This is a genomic window from Dactylosporangium sp. CS-033363 (genome assembly GCF_050942475.1).
Lineage (GTDB): Bacteria > Actinomycetota > Actinomycetes > Mycobacteriales > Micromonosporaceae > Dactylosporangium.
The window spans coordinates 3294643-3310108 of the sequence record NZ_CP192032.1; the positions used below are offsets into that span (position 1 = coordinate 3294643).

Consider the following 15466-nt stretch of genomic DNA (forward strand, 5'->3'; position numbering starts at 1 on the left):
CCGTTGAAACCCCTCCGCCCAGTGGCGGTGGCGGGGCTGGTGCTGGCCGGGCTGCTCGTCAGCCCGGCCGGCCCGGCCAGTGCCGCTGCTTCGTTCGAAGGTGCTGACACCTCGTACACCTTCACCCACCAGGGTAACCCGATCCTCGCCGACGGCAGCTACTACTCGGCCGACCCGGCCCCGCTCGTCGCCGGCGACGACCTGTACATCTACACCGGCCACGACGAGGCCGGCCCGGCCACCAACGACTTCCAGATGAACGAGTGGGGCGCGTTCCGCACGAGCGACGTCCCGAGTGGACAGTGGACGCACTACCCGTCCCTGGCCCGGCCCGAGACGCTGTTCTCGTGGGCCACCGCCGGGCGCGCCTACGCCGGCCAGGTCGTGCAGGGGCCGGACGGGCGCTACTACTGGTACCTGCCGGTCAGCGAGCGGGCCAGCACCGCCGCCGACAAGTTCGCCATCGGCCTGGCCGTGTCCGACAGCCCGACCGGGCCGTGGACCGACTACATCGGGGGCCCGCTGATCTCCCAGCGGGTGCCGTCGGCGAACGACATCCAGAACATCGACCCGACCGTCCTCGTCGAGAACGGCCGCGTCTACGTCTGGTGGGGCACCTTCGGCCAGCTGCGGATGCTCGAGTACCAGGCCGACATGAAGACCCCGGTCGGCACCCAGCGCTCGGTCACCGGCCTCACCGGCTTCTTCGAGGCGCCCTGGATCTTCAACCGCAACGGCACCTACTACCTCGCCTACGCCGGCAACAACGCCGGCCCGGCCTCCGCGTGCACGCCGGCGAACTACCACGCCTGCATCGCCTACGCGACCGCGACCTCGCCGTCGGGGCCGTGGACCTACCGCGGCACGGTCCTCACCCCGGTCTCGTCGACCACCAGCCACCCGGGGATCATCCAGTACAAGGGCCAGTGGTACATCACCTACCACACCGCGGACGCCGTCGGTGGCGGGCACTTCCGCCGCTCGGTGGCGATCGACAAGGTCGAGTGGGACGACACCCTGTCCCCGCCGCGCATGCGGCAGGTCGTGCAGACGCCGGTCAAGCAGCGCGACCGCACCCCGCGGGCCAACATCGCCCAGGAGGCCAAGGTCACCGTCTCCAACGAGCCGGTGCCGACGCAGTACTGGGTGAAGGCCCTCAACGACGAGCTCGTCCGGGCCAACCCGCTCCCGCCGGACATGTGGGGCACCTGGACCGGCAGCAACCCGGCGCAGCAGTGGGTCCAGTACACGTGGGACCAGCCGATGCGCATCGCCGGCTCGCAGATCGACTTCTGGAACGACCAGCCGCAGGGCAGCGGTGTCGGGGTGGCGGCGCCGGCCCGGTGGAAGATCCAGTACTGGGACCTCGGCGCGGGGCAGTGGGCCGACGTGGCGCACCCGAGCGGGTATCCGACGTCGACGGCCGGCTATCAGAACACCACGTTCGACCCGGTCACCACGACGCAGGTGCGGGCCACGTTCGACGCCTCGACCAACGGCAGCACGTACTCCGCCGTGGCCGTCGAGGAGTGGAAGGTGCTCGCCGCGCAGCCCTCGTCGCCGGTTGCCGCTCCGGCCATCACGGTCGAGGCCGGGGAGACGGAGCTGCCGGGAACGGTCACTGTGGACGGTCTGCAGACCCCGGTGTACTGGGACCCGGCCGACACGTCCGCGCCCGGCCAGATCTCGGTGCAGGGCTCGGTGCTCGGGTACGCGGCCGGGCAGATCACGGCGACCGTCACGGTCATCTCGCCCGGCGACACGGCGGGGGATGTTACCGCTCCCACCCTGACGCTCAGCCCGAGCGGCAGTGCCGGTACGGGTGGCTGGTTCCGCTCCGCGGTCCGGGTCCGAGCCGCCGCCGCCGACGACCGCGGCGGGCGGATGACGATCGCGTCCACAGTGGATGGTGGCGCGCCGGTTGCTGCCACACCGGTCCGCTACACTGATGTCACCGTCTCGGGGGATGGTCAGCACTCGGTTTCCGCGACCGCCACCGACCGCGCTGGGAACGCCTCCGCCCCGGCCTCCCTTGCGGTTCGGATCGACGCCACGGCGCCGGCTACGACGTCCACGGTGGAGGGACGCTCGGTGCGGCTCGCCGCGACCGACGCCACCTCGGGCGTGGCGCGGATCGAGTACGCCGTCGACACCGGGGCGTGGACCGCCTACACCGGGACCGTCGGCGCGCCCGACGCGAACCGGCACACCGTGTCGTTCCGGGCGACCGACAACGCCGGCAACACCGAGACGGCGAAGACCGTCACCATCCCGGCCGACCTGTCCGGACCGCTGAGCGGGAACGTCGGGCCGATCGGGACGGCGAGCGCGTCGTACACGGCGGCCTGGAACAGCGCCGGCGCGCTCAACGACAACGCCGACCCGGCCAACCCGGCCCAGGCCCAGCTCTGGGGCACCTGGTCCGGCAGCCGGCCGGCGACGCAGTGGGTGCAGTACGACTGGGCCCGGCCGATCCGGCTCACCGGCGCCGAGCTCAAGTTCTGGAAGGACTCCAACCGCGGCACCGGCGACGGCGTGGCCGAACCCGACGGCTGGAAGCTCCAGTACTGGGACGGCACCGCCTGGCAGGACATCGCCGGCACCTACGGCACGTCCACCACGGCCTTCAACACCGTCTCGTTCGCTCCGGTCGTCACGTCCCGGCTCCGCGCCACGATCAGCGCGAACGGCAACGGCACCACGTACTCGGCGGTCGCCGTCACCGAGTGGCGGGTGTTCGCCGACGACCCCGGCACCGCGTCCGTCACCGTGACCGCCCAGCCGCGCTGCATCGCGGGCAAGGCCTACGTCGCCGTACAGGTCCGCAACGACCGGGCGGCGGCATCCGACATCGCCGTCGAGACCGCCTACGGCGACCGGTCGTTCGCGGCCGTCGCCCCCGGCGCCAACGCCTACCAGTCCTTCCCGTCCCGCGCCGCGTCGATCCCCGCCGGCACGGTCACCGTCCGCGTTCCCGGCACCACCCCCGTCACCGAAGGCTATGGCAGCCTTTCCTGTTAGGAGCAGCATGAACGCACGCGCTCGACTCCACCTGACCACCGCCACCGCGGTCCTGGCGAGCACCTTCGCCTTCGCGGGCGCCGCCGCCGCCGACCCCGGCGACTCCAGCGACGTCCAGGTGACCGTCGACATCCCCGAGATCCACCAGCCGGGCGTCCTCGCGCTCAGCGTGGCCGGCAACGCGGTCACCCTGGCCGAGAACGGCTCCACCGCCCTCGTGCGGCAGTTCACCGGCACCCTGCCGACGGTCACCGTCACCGACACCCGCACGGGCTCGGAGATTCCCGCCGGCGCGAGCTGGGCCGTCCTCGGCACCTCCAGCAACTTCACCGGTACCGCCGGGCAGGCCCCCATCACCGCCGACCACCTCGGCTGGAGGCCGCACCTGATCGACGGCGGCGACACCGGCCAGGTGAGCGAGGGCGAGGAGGTCGTGACGGTGCTCGACGACCCGACGCAGCCCGGCAACAACGTCGGCCTCAAGGACCAGGAGCTGCTGGTGTCCACGTACGACTCGGCCGCGGTCACCGGCGGCTCGTACGACGTGAACGCCGACCTGTACCTGCGCACCCCGTCCGACGTGGCGGCCGGCTCCTACCACTCGACCCTGACCATCTCCCTCTTCGAGTAATGAACCGTCACCTGGCCCGGACCGCGGTGGTGCTCGCCGCGGTCCTGGCCGTCCCCCTGGCGCCGATCCCGGCCGCCGCCGACGCCGTGACGTGGACGGTGCAGCCCGCCACCGACAAGGGCCCCGACGAGCGGCGCTGGATCGAGCGGACCCTGGACCCGGGCCAGGTCGTCACCGAGCACATGGCCGTGCGCAACCTCGGCAAGACCCCGACCGTCTTCGCCCTGACCGCCGCCGACGGGTACCTCACCGACAAGGGCCGCTTCAACATGCTGCCCGCCGACCAGCCCTCCAAGGACGGCGGCACCTGGATCGCCGTGCGGCGCGACGTCACCGTCGGGCCGAACGAGACCCTGGTGGTGCCGTTCACCATCACCGTCCCGAAGGACGCCGCCCCCGGCGACCACCCGGCCGGCATCGCCGCATCGGTGCTCAGCAGCTCCGGCACGGTGGCCGTGGACAGCCGCGTCGGCTTCCGGGTCATGATGCGGGCCAGCGGCGCGGTCAAGCCCGCCGTCACCGCCGACAGGCTCACCGTCCGCTACGAGCGCTCCTGGAACCCGCTGCGCTCCGGGACCGTCCACATCGGATACTCGACCACCAACACCGGCAACGTCCACGTCACCCCGCACGCCGAGGCGGAGGTCTCCGAGCTGTTCGGGGCCAACACCCGTGCTCGCCCGGTCGGCTCCGGCGAGCTGCTGCCCGGCGGCTCCCGCGCCGACACGGCCGCCGTCGGCGGGGTGTGGGCGCTGGGCCGGGTCAAGACCAGCGTCACGGTCACGGACGCCGGGCCGCCCGTCACGGTCGCGGTGACCTCCTGGCTGCTGCCCTGGCCGCAGCTCGTGGTCGTCGCCGCCCTGCTGCTCCTCTGGCGTCTCCACCGCCTACTGCTCAACCGCGCTCGCCTGGAAGGACCGAAATGACCGCCATCAAGCGCCGTACCCTGCTGCAGGCCTCCGCCCTCGGCGCCGCCACCGCCGCCCTTGCCCCTGAGCTCGCCGGTTCTGCCCCCGCCTTCGCCGCCGACGTCGTCCCGCCGCAGCCCGGACCGGGCGGCACCGCGCCGGTGCGGCCGTTCGAGCTGGGCGAGGTCCGGCTCGGCTCCGGGCTGTTCCAGGAGAAGCGGGACCGCACCAAGGCGTTCCTGCGCGCCTACGACGAGCGCCGGTTCCTGGTGCTGTTCAACAACCAGGCCGGCCGCACGAACCCGGCGGGCGTGAACGTCCCCGGCGGCTGGGAGGACGGCGGGCTGCTCAGCGGCCACTGGGCCGGGCACTACCTGACCGCGCTCGCCCAGGCGTACGCGGACCAGGGCGAGGCCGTCTACAAGACCAAGCTCGACTGGATGGTCACCGAGCTGGCCGCGTGCCAGGCCGCCATCACCGCCCGGATGGACACCGCCCCGGGGGGCGGCGGGGAGCAGCCGCCGGTGCAGATCGGGCGCGTGCAGGGCCGGTTCGGCAACGCGCTGAAGCTCAACGGGACGAGCAAGGCGCAGTACTGCACCCTGCCCCAGGAGGCGATCAACCAGCTCACCAGCTTCACCATCGCGACCTGGCTCAACCTGGCCTCCACGGGCAGCTGGACCCGGCTGTTCGACTTCGGCTCCGGCACCACGGTGAACATGTTCCTGACCCCGCGGGCGGGCGTGACCGGCAACGTCCCGCGCTTCGCCATCACGGTCGGCGGCTCGGGCCAGGAGCAGCAGATCAACGGCACCGCGGCGCTGCCGATCAACCAGTGGGTGCACATCGCGGTCACGCTGTCCGGGACGACGGGCACCATGTACGTCAACGGGCAGCCGGTCGGCACCAACGCGAACATGACGCTGAACCCGTCCCGGCTGGGCAATCCCGGGAACCGGTGGATCGGGCGGTCGCAGTACGGCGACCCGTTCCTGGACGCGACCGTCGACGAGTTCCACATCTTCGACCGGGCGCTCACCCAGACCGAGCTGGTGTCCATGCTGGACTCCCCGGCCGGCAGCACCGGCGGCGGCAACATCGCGTGGTACCGGTTCGACGAGACCGACGGCACCGCGCTCAAGGACGCCTCGCCCAACGGCCGGGACGCCGGCATCGTGGCCGCCTCCACCGCCGGTGCGGCCGACTGGATTCCCACCTTCCCCGGGTACCTGGGCGCGATCCCGGAGGACGCGGTGCTGCGCCTCGGCCCGCCGCGCTGGGCGGTCTACGGCGGCAACGCGGCCACGAACACCTGGGCGCCCTGGTACACCCAGCACAAGATCATGCGCGGCCTGCTCGACGCGTACTACCACACCGGCAACGCGCAGGCCCTCACCGTGGTCACCAAGATGGCCGACTGGGCCCACCTGGCGCTCACCATCGGCGACAAGAACCACCCCGACTACCCGGGCCCGCTGACCCGCGACGACCTCAACTACATGTGGGACCTGTACATCGGCGGCGAGTTCGGCGGCGCCAACGAGATCTTCCCGGAGATCTACCAGCTCACCGGCGACGCGAAGCACCTGGACACGGCCAAGGCGTTCGACAACCGCGAGTCGCTGTTCGGCGCGTGCGTCGAGAACCGCGACATCCTCGTCGTCACGCCGCAGAACCGCCCGGGCCGCCGCCGCGCCGAGCGCCTGCACGCCAACACCCACGTCCCGCAGTTCATCGGCTACCTGCGCATCTTCGAGCACGGCGGCGGCCAGGAGTACTTCACCGCGGCCAAGAACTTCTACGGCATGATCGTGCCGCACCGCATGTTCGCCCACGGCGGCACCAGCGGCAACTACCCCGGCTCCAACAACAACCTCGAGCTGTTCCAGAACCGCGACGACGTCGCCGCCGCCATCCCGACGAGCGGGGCGGAGAGCTGCACGACGTACAACGTGATGAAGCTGGCCCGGAACCTGTTCCTGCACGAGCACGACCCGGCCTACATGGACTACTACGAGCGCGGCCTGGTGAACATGATCCTGGGCTCGCGGGCGGACACCACCGCGACCGGCGACCCGCAGGTGACCTACTTCCAGCCGGTCGCCGCGGGCACCGTGCGCGGCTACGGCAATACCGGCACGTGTTGCGGCGGCACGGGTTTGGAGAACCACACGAAGTACCAGGAAACAGTCTTTCTGAAGTCCGACGACGGCGGCACGCTCTGGGTGAACCTCTACCTGCCCTCGACGCTGACCTGGGCCGAGAAGGGCTTCACGATCACCCAGGCCACGTCGTACCCGCGGGAGGACCACACCAGGCTGACCGTCGACGGCAGCGGCGCGCTGGACCTCAAGCTGCGCGTCCCGGCCTGGTGCAAGCGCGGCTTCACCGTGACCGTCAACGGCACCGCACAGAGCCTCAACGCCCAGCCCGGCACGTACGTCACCCTGAGCCGCACCTGGACCCCCGGCGACGTGGTCGAGGTCAGGATCCCGTTCGTGGTGCACGTGGAGCGGGCCATCGACCGCCCCGAGACCCAGGCCCTGTTCTGGGGCCCGGTCCTGCTGCAGCTCCTCGGCGCCGCGAACCGCGACCTGACCCTGTACAAGCACCTCAAGCTGGACGGCGACTACGCTCCCGCCGCGGTGACGGCGTCCACGGTGACGGCGGCCGGCGACCAGACCTTCACCGCGGGCGGCTTCACCCTGCGCCCGTACTACATCAGCGACACCCAGTCGACGTCGACGTACTTCCGCCGCGTGGAACCGACGATCGTCTTCGGCTCGGTGGACTCGGGCGTCCCGAACCGCAAGCGCAACGACGGCCTGCCGAACTACGACGTCCCGGTCTCGGGCGTCACCTCGCCGGGCACGGACGGCCCGACGTTCCTGGACCTGCTGTGGGACCAGGCCCCGTTCGCCTCGCACAGCCAGTTCGTCGCGGCCGTGGGTACGCTGGCGTCCACCTTGCTCAGTGCCGCCGAGAAGGACACCGTGATCGCCGCGGCCAACGCGGCCCGGCAGGAGCTCAGCGCCGGCTACTCGGTCGAGGTGACCGCCCGCACCCAGCGCATCGGCACGTCGATGTACGTGTCGGTCAACGCCCGCAACACCGACAGCGTGCCGCTCACCATCGAACTGATCACGGCGTACGGCTCGCGCACGGTTGCCGGCGTGGCGCCGGGTGCCTCGGCGTACCAGTCCTTCAACTCCCGCCTGGCGTCCATCCCGCCCGGCACGGTGACCGTGAAGGCCACCGGCCAGGGCATCACCTCCGAGTTCACCGCCCCGTACTGATGTAATTTTCGGGCCTGGGAGCGCGCCGAACGCGCGCTCCCAGGCCGTTCTTGCGCCGAAAAGGTTTTCGGGCGAGATTGACGGACCATGACCGCCATCTATTCCCGAAGACGCCTCTGGCTCACCCCGGTGCTCGCGCTCGCCGTGATCGCCGGCGTCCTGGTCGCGCTGCAGGCCCGCCCGGCCGCCGCCGCCACCAAGTCCGTCTACATCCCGGCCCGCTGGACCCAGACCGGCGAGGTGCCGTGGGCCCAGAACCGTACCAAGGAATCGAACAACTTCATCCTGCTCTGGGGCGAGAAGTCGGGCACCGCGCCCACCTCGGCGCCGTCGCCCTACACCTTCGATCCGGCCAGCATCATCACGCAGCTGGAGAACCTGTACTCCTTCTACGTGAACACGATGCAGTTCACGCCGGAACAGGGGCTGCTCGCGCAGTACAAAATCATCGTCATCGTGACGAACACCTGGAACCGCACCGAGCTCAACGCGTGGGCGACCGGCGGCTCCGTGGACGGCCGGGTCGGCGTCATCAACATCGACCCCAAGGCGGCGCTGCCCGGCTCCTGGGGCCTCGCGCACGAGCTCGGGCACGTCTTCCAGAACTACACGTTCCTGGGCCGGTCCGGCTACGGCTTCACCGACGCGAGCGCGGGCACGTTCTGGGAGACCAGCGCCGAGTTCATGGCGATGCAGGCGCTGCCGACGACCGCCGCGGGCGACCTGAGCCGGTGGCTGCGCTCGGAGAACCTCTACTACAGCTCCAGCCGGCACCACTACGGCAACTGGATGCTGATGCAGTACATCAAGGACCGCGACGGCCTCGCGATGTTCAACCGCATCTGGAACGAGGCGAAGAGCAACGAGCACCCGCTGGAGACGTACCGCCGGATCACCGGCATCACGCAGGCCGAGCTGAACCGCCGGGTGGGGGAGTACGCGACCCGCACGGTGACCTACGACTTCGGCAACCGCTCGACGCTGATGCCGTTCATCACCAATGTGTACGGCGCCGGCTTCCTCAACAGCGCCTACAACGGCGGCAACGTCGAGGCGGTCGACCAGTCCCTCGGCCACTACCGCATCAACAGCCGCGTCGCCCCGGCCGACTACGGCTTCAACAAGATCAAGCTCGTCCCGGCCACCGACGGCGGCCTGGTCCGCCTCCGGCTGCGCGGCCACGCCGAGACGGGCGCGAGCGGCTGGACCTTCGGCCTCGTCGCGGTGAAGAACGGCACCCCGCGGTACTCCAGCCTCGTCGTCGGCACCGACGGCCAGGTCGACTTCCAGCTGCAGTCCGGCGAGCGGGAGGTGTGGCTGGTCGTCACCGCCACCCCGAGCGCGGTGCCGCACTACGCGTTCCTGGACGGCTACCCGAAGGCGCGCCGCTTCCCGTACGAGTTCCGCGTCTCCGGCGCCACCCCGTCGGGCTTCGAACCCGGCTACGCGAAGCCCGCCGCGACGAACGGCGGCCACTGGCACTCGAACGGCGGCGGCTGGGTCGCGGCGAACGCGAACGTCGCCTCCTCCGCGTACGTCGGCCCGAAGGCGGCCGTCTACGCCGGCACCGTCACCGGCAACGCGCGCATCGAGGGCCTCGGCTGGGTCAACGGCGGCACCGTCGGCGGCAACGCGATCGTCAAGGACAACGCCCTGATCCAGTCGGGCGCCAACCTCTCCGGCAACGTCGTGGTGGGCGGCGACGCGGAGTTCGCGATCGCCTGCGGCGCCGGCACGTACCTGGCCTTCAACCCCGACCGCAAGTGCGACGGCGGCGCCGGCGAGACGGACGTCAACCCGTCCTTCAGCACCTTCGCCTCCGCGGACCTGGCGCTCGGCGGCTCCACCCCGCCCGGCGGCGTGAACGTGGCGGGCCAGGCCACCCCGTCGGCCTCGTACACGTCGTCCTGGGAGTCGGTGACCGCCCTCAACGACGGCATCGACCCGCCGTCGTCCAACGACACCGTGAACAAGCGCTGGGGCACCTGGCCGAACTCGGGCCAGCAGTGGGCGGAGCTGCAGTGGTCCTCGCCGCAGTCGCTGAACAAGGCCCAGGTGTACCTCTTCGACGACAACCAGGGCATCGACCTGCCGTCGTCGTGGAAGCTGCAGTACTGGACCGGCAGCGCCTACGCGGACGTCCCGGGCGCGAGCGGCTACTCGATCAACGCGAACGCGTACAACACCGTCACCTTCACCACGATCTCGACCACGAGACTGCGCGTGCTGCTGCAGTCCAACGGCACCAGCTCGGTGGGCCTGCTGGAGGTGAAGGCCTTCACGCCCTGATTTTCGGCGGGAGCGGTGCGGCTGGCCGCTCCCGCCGCCCCATCCGGAAGGTCGGTTCCTAGTGTCCTAGGACGGCATGACGAGCGTGGGCGAAGCCCACTGCTATTCTTTGCCGCTACGCGGCGGGCCCGGGTCGCTGCTTGCGGTGGAGCACCGACGCCCGCAGGTGCGGCAGCCCCGCCCCCGGGTCGTCGAAGTCGTCGGCCGGATCGGTGCTCATGCCGAGGCGCCGCATCACGGCCTGGGAGCGCACGTTCCCCCGCGCCGTGACGGCCAGGATCTCCGGCAGCGCCAGCTCCCCGAACCCGAAGTCCAGCACCGCCCGCGCCGCCTCGGTGGCGTACCCGTGACCCCAGGCGCCGCGGGCCAGCCGCCACCCGGCCTCGATCCCGGTGAACGGCAGGCCGTCGTCCACCGCGTCGAGCCCGGTGAAGCCGATGAACTCGCCGGTCGCCGCCACCTCCACGGCCCAGAACCCGAAGCCGTCACGGTCCAGGGCGGTCTGGAAGTACTCGATCGACGCCGCCGACTCCGACAGCGTCAGCGGCCGCCCGAGAAACTCGCGCACGGCGGGGTCGGCGTTCATCGCGGCCCACGGCGCCAGGTCGGCGTCGCGCCAGGCACGCAGCAACAGTCGTTCGGTGCGCAGCTCCCCCATGGCCGGCGACCCTACACGGCGAACGGCGGCAGCGGCTCCAGCTCGTCGACCGTCGCCGTGACCCGGGTCAGGTACTCCGGGTACAACCCCCGCAGCCCCGGCTTCCGAGCGACCGGCGCCGGCGTGGCGAAGACCAGCCGCTGCACGGGGCGCGGCGGGCGTACGAGCCGGTGCACGTCGTGGAACTCGCGGGCGATCAGTGCGCCCTGGAGCAGGCCCCGGCCGGCGGCGGGCGTCGGTGCGCAGGTCAGCGACCCCGCCACCACGAAGCGTTCCTGCGGTGCCCCGCCCTGCCCGCGCCTGGAGAGCCGTGACCGTGTCGTTGGTGGGGCCCGCGGCCGGATGGCGCAGGACGCCGTACTCTCGATCACCGCGAAGCTCATGCGAGTCCTAAGGTCGGAGTGATGGAGACGGACGATGTCGACGCCGGGCTGATCGACGCGCTCGCGCAGACCGCGTTCACGGTCATGGCCGCGCTGAACCGGGTCGGGGCCGAGCACGACCTGTCGCTGACGCAGCTGCGGGTGCTCGGCATCCTGCAGGACCGGCGGCTGCGGGTGTCGGAGCTCGCGGAGTACCTCGGGCTGGAGAAGTCCACGATGACCGGCCTCGTCGACCGGGCGGAGAAGCGGGGCCTGCTCGGCCGGGCCCCGAGCGCGACGGACGGCCGCGCGGTCGAGGTGTTCGTGACGCCCGCGGGGGCGGCGCTCGCCGGGCCGATCTACGCCCGCATCGCCGAGCTGCTCGCCCCACTGCTCGACGGTCTGCGCCCGGCGGAGCGCCGGCAGCTGCACCAGTCGCTGGAGCGCTTCCTTCGCTAGGGAACAAAGACAATGCGCTCCGGTGTACCGGCTGTGCCCACCCAGGCCCGCTCGACCTCCGCCAGCGGCACGGCCCGCGCGCGCACGTCGAAGGCCCCGTCCGCGACCGCGGCGGCCATCTTCGGCAGTTCCTTGACGAAGTCGCGCCCCGGCACCGAGCCGATCCCGCTGCCGACGATCTGCAGCCGGGCCGACCGCAGCGCCGCGGACGGGATCGGCGCGTCGGGCCCGGCGACGGAGCCGATCTGCACCCAGGTGAGCGGTGCGGAGCGATCGGCCCGCGCGGTGAGCAGCGCGACCATGGCCCGGGCGGCGGGATCGCCCCACACGTAGTCGATGACGACGTCGACGTCGGCCGCGCGGGCCACGTCGTCGAACGTGCACACGACGTCGGCCCCGAGCGCCCGCAGTTTCTCCAGCCGCGCCACGTCCCGGCCGGCCGCGACCACCTGGCCGGCCCCGAACCGCTTGGCCACCTGGATCGCCATCCGCCCGGCGCTGCCGGTGGCCCCGAGGATCAGTACCCGCTGGCGACGGCGGAACTCGATCCGCCGCTGCAGCGCCACCCACGACGACATGACGGGGTTCATCGCCGCGGCGACCAGCACCGGATCGATGGTGTCCGGGAGCACGACGCTGCGGTCGGCCTCGATGACAGTCCGCTCGGCCATGGTCCCGAGCGTGGTGTCGTCCAGCACGGTGTACCGGATGCGCCCTTTGGAATCCCGCACCACCGCATCGATCCCGGGCACCAGCGGCAGCTCCTCGGTGCTGGTGTAGTGCGACCCGTCGGCCTGCGACCGCACGCGGGGGTGCAGCGCCGCGGCGAGCACCTCGACGACCATCTCGTCCCGCCCGCGGGCGACCGGCTCGGCCACCTCGTCGTACCGCGGCGGCGCATCGAACGAACTCACAACAGCGGCGTGCATGACTGCCCCCTCAGGAATAGTTCGTAGTACCAACTACCTCCAGGATGGTTGGTACTACGAACTATGTCAACCCTGAGTCAGATGCCGGCGTCCAGTTCGCGGCCTTCGAGCAGCGCCCGCAGCGAGAAGAGCTCGTCCAGCTGGGTGTGGGTCCGGGTCCGCACGTACGCGCCGCGGTTGGGGAAGGCCTCGATCGGGCCCTCGGAGTGCAGGCGGCGGATCGCCTCGCGGACGGGGGTGCGCGAGACGGCCAGGTGGCCCGCGACCTCGACCTCGGCCAGCTGGGTGCCGGGCGGGTACGCGCCGTCCAGGATGCCCCGGCGCAGGGCCGCGTAGGCGTGTTCGACCGCGTTCACGAGGCGACGGGCTCCTGAGGGGGGAAGGGGTCGGTGCGGCCCAGCAGCGCCGGGACCTGCCGTCCGAGCCTGCGTTCCACGAGCTCGGTCGCCCGGAGTAGGCCTTCGAGCGAAAGGCCCGTCTCGTACCCGTCCCGGTGCAGCGCCCACGTCAGGTCCTCGGTGGCGATGTTGCCGGTGGCGCGGGGGGCGAACGGGCAGCCGCCGATGCCGCCGGAGCTGGCGTCGAGGGCCACGGCACCGGCGGTGAGGGCGGCGTAGGCGTTGGCGTACCCACTGTTGCGGGTGTTGTGGAAATGGCAGCGGATCGGCAGCGCGGTCTCGTCGCGCACGGCGCCGATGAGGGCGGTGACGCGGCCGGGGGTGGCGACGCCGATGGTGTCGGCGATGCACACCTCGTCGACGTCGGGGACGGCGCCGACGATGTCCAGAACCTTGGCGGGGTCGACCTCGCCCTCGAACGGGCACCCCCAGGAGGCGCCGACGGTCAGCGTGGCGCGCATGCCGAGCTCGTGGGCCTGCGCGGAGAGGCGCCGGGCCGAGGCGACGGCGCCGGCGACGGGGGTGCCCTGGTTGCGCATCGAGAACGTGTCGGTGGCGACGAGCACCAGGTTGATCTCGCGCACCCCGGCGGCGGCCGCCCGCTGCAGGCCCCGCTCGTTGAAGACCAGGGCGCTGAAGACGACGTCCGGCAGATCCGCGACCCCGGCCAGCACGGCCTCGGCGTCGGCCAGCTGCGGGACGCGGTCCGGGCGCACGAAGCTCGTCACCTCGATCCGCCGGGCGCCCGCCGCGGCCAGCCGCCGGACATATTCGATCTTGGCTTCCGTGGGTACCGTGACCGCCTCGTTCTGCAGCCCGTCGCGCGGACCAACCTCGATGATGTCGACGCGCATGACGTCCCTCCAGAGTCGAATTGTATGCAACGTAGGTCACGCTTGGTTCCTCTGGCAATGCCCGCATCTTGCCTACATGTCAACCGGGGGTCAGTGTTCAGTGCCGATCCGAACGTGATCCTTGACACTGCGGACGCGCCTGGCCCTGCGTTCGATTGCGTACAAAACCCTGCCACCGGGCGGGGTGTTCGCCATCGCCGGACGAGATTTCACTCCACCTGTCGGCCGCGTCGGTTGCCTGCAGTCCCCTCAAGGGGGTGGCACCCTGCGCCCCGGTGGCCGGGCGCTGCAGCGGCACATCCTGCCTCGGATCGCGCTCGGCGAGCCCCGATTCTGCCTCGGCATGAGCGAGCCACCAGTCGGCGAAGATCTCGTTGAGGGGCCCCGACGCCGGCTCCGACCTCGCCGCGGTCCGCACCCGGGCCACCCGAAGCCACGACCGAGCCTGGGCCGGCTCGGTGATGCGAGCCCACATCCTCGCCGCCCGAGCCACCCTGGCCCCCTAGCGTTCAGTCCTCCTTGGCCACCCCGTGCTCCCAGGCCCAGGCCGCGATCTCGACCCGGTTCCGCAGCCCGAGCTTGCCCTGAATCGTCGAGACGTGGCTCTTGACGGTACTCACCGAAATGAACAGCGCCGCCCCGAGCTCCTGGTTCGTCCGCCCCCGCGCGATGAGCCGCACCACCTCCGTCTCCCGCTCCGACAACCGCGCCTGCGCCGCCGCCGCCCGAGCCGGCCGCCGCAACTGCCGCAACAACCGCACCGTGATCGACGGCGACACCAGCGCATCCCCGGCGTGCGCCGCGCGTACCGCCTCGACCAGCAGCGCCGGCCCGGCATCCTTGAGAATGAACCCGACCGCACCGCCGTGCAGCGCCCCGTACACGTACTCGTCGAGGTCGAAGGTCGTCACCACGATCACCCGCAGCGGCTCGCCGACGGACGGCCCGGCCAACGCCCGCGTGACCTCGAGCCCGTCAAGCCGCGGCATCCGAATGTCGACCAGACACACATCGGGCCGCAGCCGCCGCGCCGCCTCGATCGCCTCCACCCCGTCGGCCGCCTCGGCCACCACCTCGATGTCGTCCTGATCCTCGAGAATGAGCCGCAACCCACCCCGAACCATCGCCTGATCGTCCGCCACCAACACCCGGATCGTCATCGCGGCGCCCTCGCCCCGGCAGCCCATCCGGCCGCGCCCTGAGAACCGGCCCGAAGCCGTCCGTCCGCCGCGTCGAGCGCGGCCACGCCCTGAGAACCGGCCCGAAGCCGTCCGCCCGCCGCGTCGAGCGCGGCCACGCCCTGTGAGTCGGCCCGGAGCCGCTCGCCCGCCGCGTCGGACGGCAGCGTTGCCGTGACCGCCCGCCCGTTCGGCGTCTGGGGGCCCGCCTGAAGCCGCCCGTCCGCCGCCTCGGCGACCAGCGCTCCGGTCGTCATTGCGGCACCCTCGCGTCGGCAGCCGATCGGGCCGCGCCCTGTGAGTCGGCCGGAAGCCGCTCGCCCGCCGCGTCGGACGGCAGCGTTGCCGTGACCGCCCGCCCGTTCAGCGTCTGGGGGCCCGCCTGAAGCCGCCCGTCCGCCGCCTCGGCGACCAGCGCTCCGGTCGTCATCGCGGCACCCGCGTCTCGGCAGCCCACCCGGCCGCGCCCTGAGAACCGGCTCG

Annotated in this window: 14 protein-coding genes; 6 read left to right on the forward strand and 8 right to left on the reverse strand. The window is 71.7% G+C overall.

What is annotated here, in order from left to right; all coding sequences use genetic code 11:
• Positions 1 to 3 precede the first annotated feature (3 nt).
• The 5 genes from ACQPZ4_RS15275 (at position 4) to ACQPZ4_RS15295 (ending at position 10145) form a co-directional block, all read left to right on the forward strand.
• Positions 4 to 3021, forward strand: coding sequence for a family 43 glycosylhydrolase (locus ACQPZ4_RS15275; protein ID WP_433060787.1), 3018 nt, complete (start codon positions 4 to 6; stop codon positions 3019 to 3021).
• A 7-nt stretch (positions 3022 to 3028) separates the two neighbouring features.
• Positions 3029 to 3652: a hypothetical protein gene (locus ACQPZ4_RS15280; protein ID WP_433060790.1), complete on the forward strand. Its 624-nt coding sequence runs from the start codon at positions 3029 to 3031 to the stop codon at positions 3650 to 3652.
• On the forward strand, positions 3652 to 4578 hold the full coding sequence (locus tag ACQPZ4_RS15285) for a hypothetical protein (RefSeq protein ID WP_433060793.1): 927 nt from the start codon (positions 3652 to 3654) through the stop codon (positions 4576 to 4578). The genes ACQPZ4_RS15280 and ACQPZ4_RS15285 overlap by 1 nt, the downstream gene beginning before the upstream one ends.
• Complete coding sequence (locus tag ACQPZ4_RS15290; RefSeq protein ID WP_433060795.1) at positions 4575 to 7856, forward strand: beta-L-arabinofuranosidase domain-containing protein; 3282 nt, start codon at positions 4575 to 4577, stop codon at positions 7854 to 7856. Before ACQPZ4_RS15285 ends, ACQPZ4_RS15290 begins: the two co-directional genes overlap by 4 nt.
• Positions 7857 to 7943: 87 nt before the next feature.
• Positions 7944 to 10145: a DUF6055 domain-containing protein gene (locus ACQPZ4_RS15295; RefSeq protein ID WP_433060798.1), complete on the forward strand. Its 2202-nt coding sequence runs from the start codon at positions 7944 to 7946 to the stop codon at positions 10143 to 10145.
• 115 nt (positions 10146 to 10260) lie between these two features.
• Here the strand turns inward: ACQPZ4_RS15295 and ACQPZ4_RS15300 are convergent, their stop codons facing one another.
• On the reverse strand, positions 10261 to 10803 hold the full coding sequence (locus ACQPZ4_RS15300) for a GNAT family N-acetyltransferase (RefSeq protein ID WP_433060800.1): 543 nt from the start codon (positions 10801 to 10803) through the stop codon (positions 10261 to 10263).
• A gap of 11 nt (positions 10804 to 10814) precedes the next feature.
• Entirely contained in the window at positions 10815 to 11069 is a 255-nt protein-coding gene (locus ACQPZ4_RS15305) for a hypothetical protein (RefSeq protein ID WP_433060803.1), read from the reverse strand.
• 138 nt (positions 11070 to 11207) lie between these two features.
• Between ACQPZ4_RS15305 and ACQPZ4_RS15310 the strand changes: the two genes are divergently transcribed.
• Positions 11208 to 11624, forward strand: coding sequence for a MarR family winged helix-turn-helix transcriptional regulator (locus ACQPZ4_RS15310; RefSeq protein ID WP_433060806.1), 417 nt, complete (start codon positions 11208 to 11210; stop codon positions 11622 to 11624).
• Here the strand turns inward: ACQPZ4_RS15310 and ACQPZ4_RS15315 are convergent.
• From ACQPZ4_RS15315 to ACQPZ4_RS15340, 6 genes are all read right to left on the reverse strand, one after another.
• Positions 11621 to 12553 (reverse strand): zinc-binding dehydrogenase, encoded by a 933-nt coding sequence (locus ACQPZ4_RS15315; RefSeq protein ID WP_433060808.1) that lies wholly within the window; start codon positions 12551 to 12553, stop codon positions 11621 to 11623. The two genes, ACQPZ4_RS15310 and ACQPZ4_RS15315, sit on opposite strands and share 4 nt — an antisense overlap.
• Before the next feature lie 77 nt (positions 12554 to 12630).
• Positions 12631 to 12909, reverse strand: a complete 279-nt coding sequence (locus ACQPZ4_RS15320) for a GntR family transcriptional regulator (protein WP_433060811.1) — start codon at positions 12907 to 12909, stop codon at positions 12631 to 12633.
• Entirely contained in the window at positions 12906 to 13805 is a 900-nt protein-coding gene (locus ACQPZ4_RS15325) for a hydroxymethylglutaryl-CoA lyase (protein WP_433060814.1), read from the reverse strand. The genes ACQPZ4_RS15320 and ACQPZ4_RS15325 overlap by 4 nt, the downstream gene beginning before the upstream one ends.
• Before the next feature lie 509 nt (positions 13806 to 14314).
• Positions 14315 to 14965: a response regulator transcription factor gene (locus ACQPZ4_RS15330; protein WP_433060817.1), complete on the reverse strand. Its 651-nt coding sequence runs from the start codon at positions 14963 to 14965 to the stop codon at positions 14315 to 14317.
• A complete protein-coding gene (locus tag ACQPZ4_RS15335) occupies positions 14962 to 15240 on the reverse strand; it encodes a hypothetical protein (RefSeq protein WP_433060819.1) in 279 nt (92 codons plus the stop codon). The genes ACQPZ4_RS15330 and ACQPZ4_RS15335 overlap by 4 nt, the downstream gene beginning before the upstream one ends.
• Positions 15237 to 15413 (reverse strand): hypothetical protein, encoded by a 177-nt coding sequence (locus tag ACQPZ4_RS15340; RefSeq protein WP_433060822.1) that lies wholly within the window; start codon positions 15411 to 15413, stop codon positions 15237 to 15239. The genes ACQPZ4_RS15335 and ACQPZ4_RS15340 overlap by 4 nt, the downstream gene beginning before the upstream one ends.
• Positions 15414 to 15466: the final 53 nt, after the last annotated feature.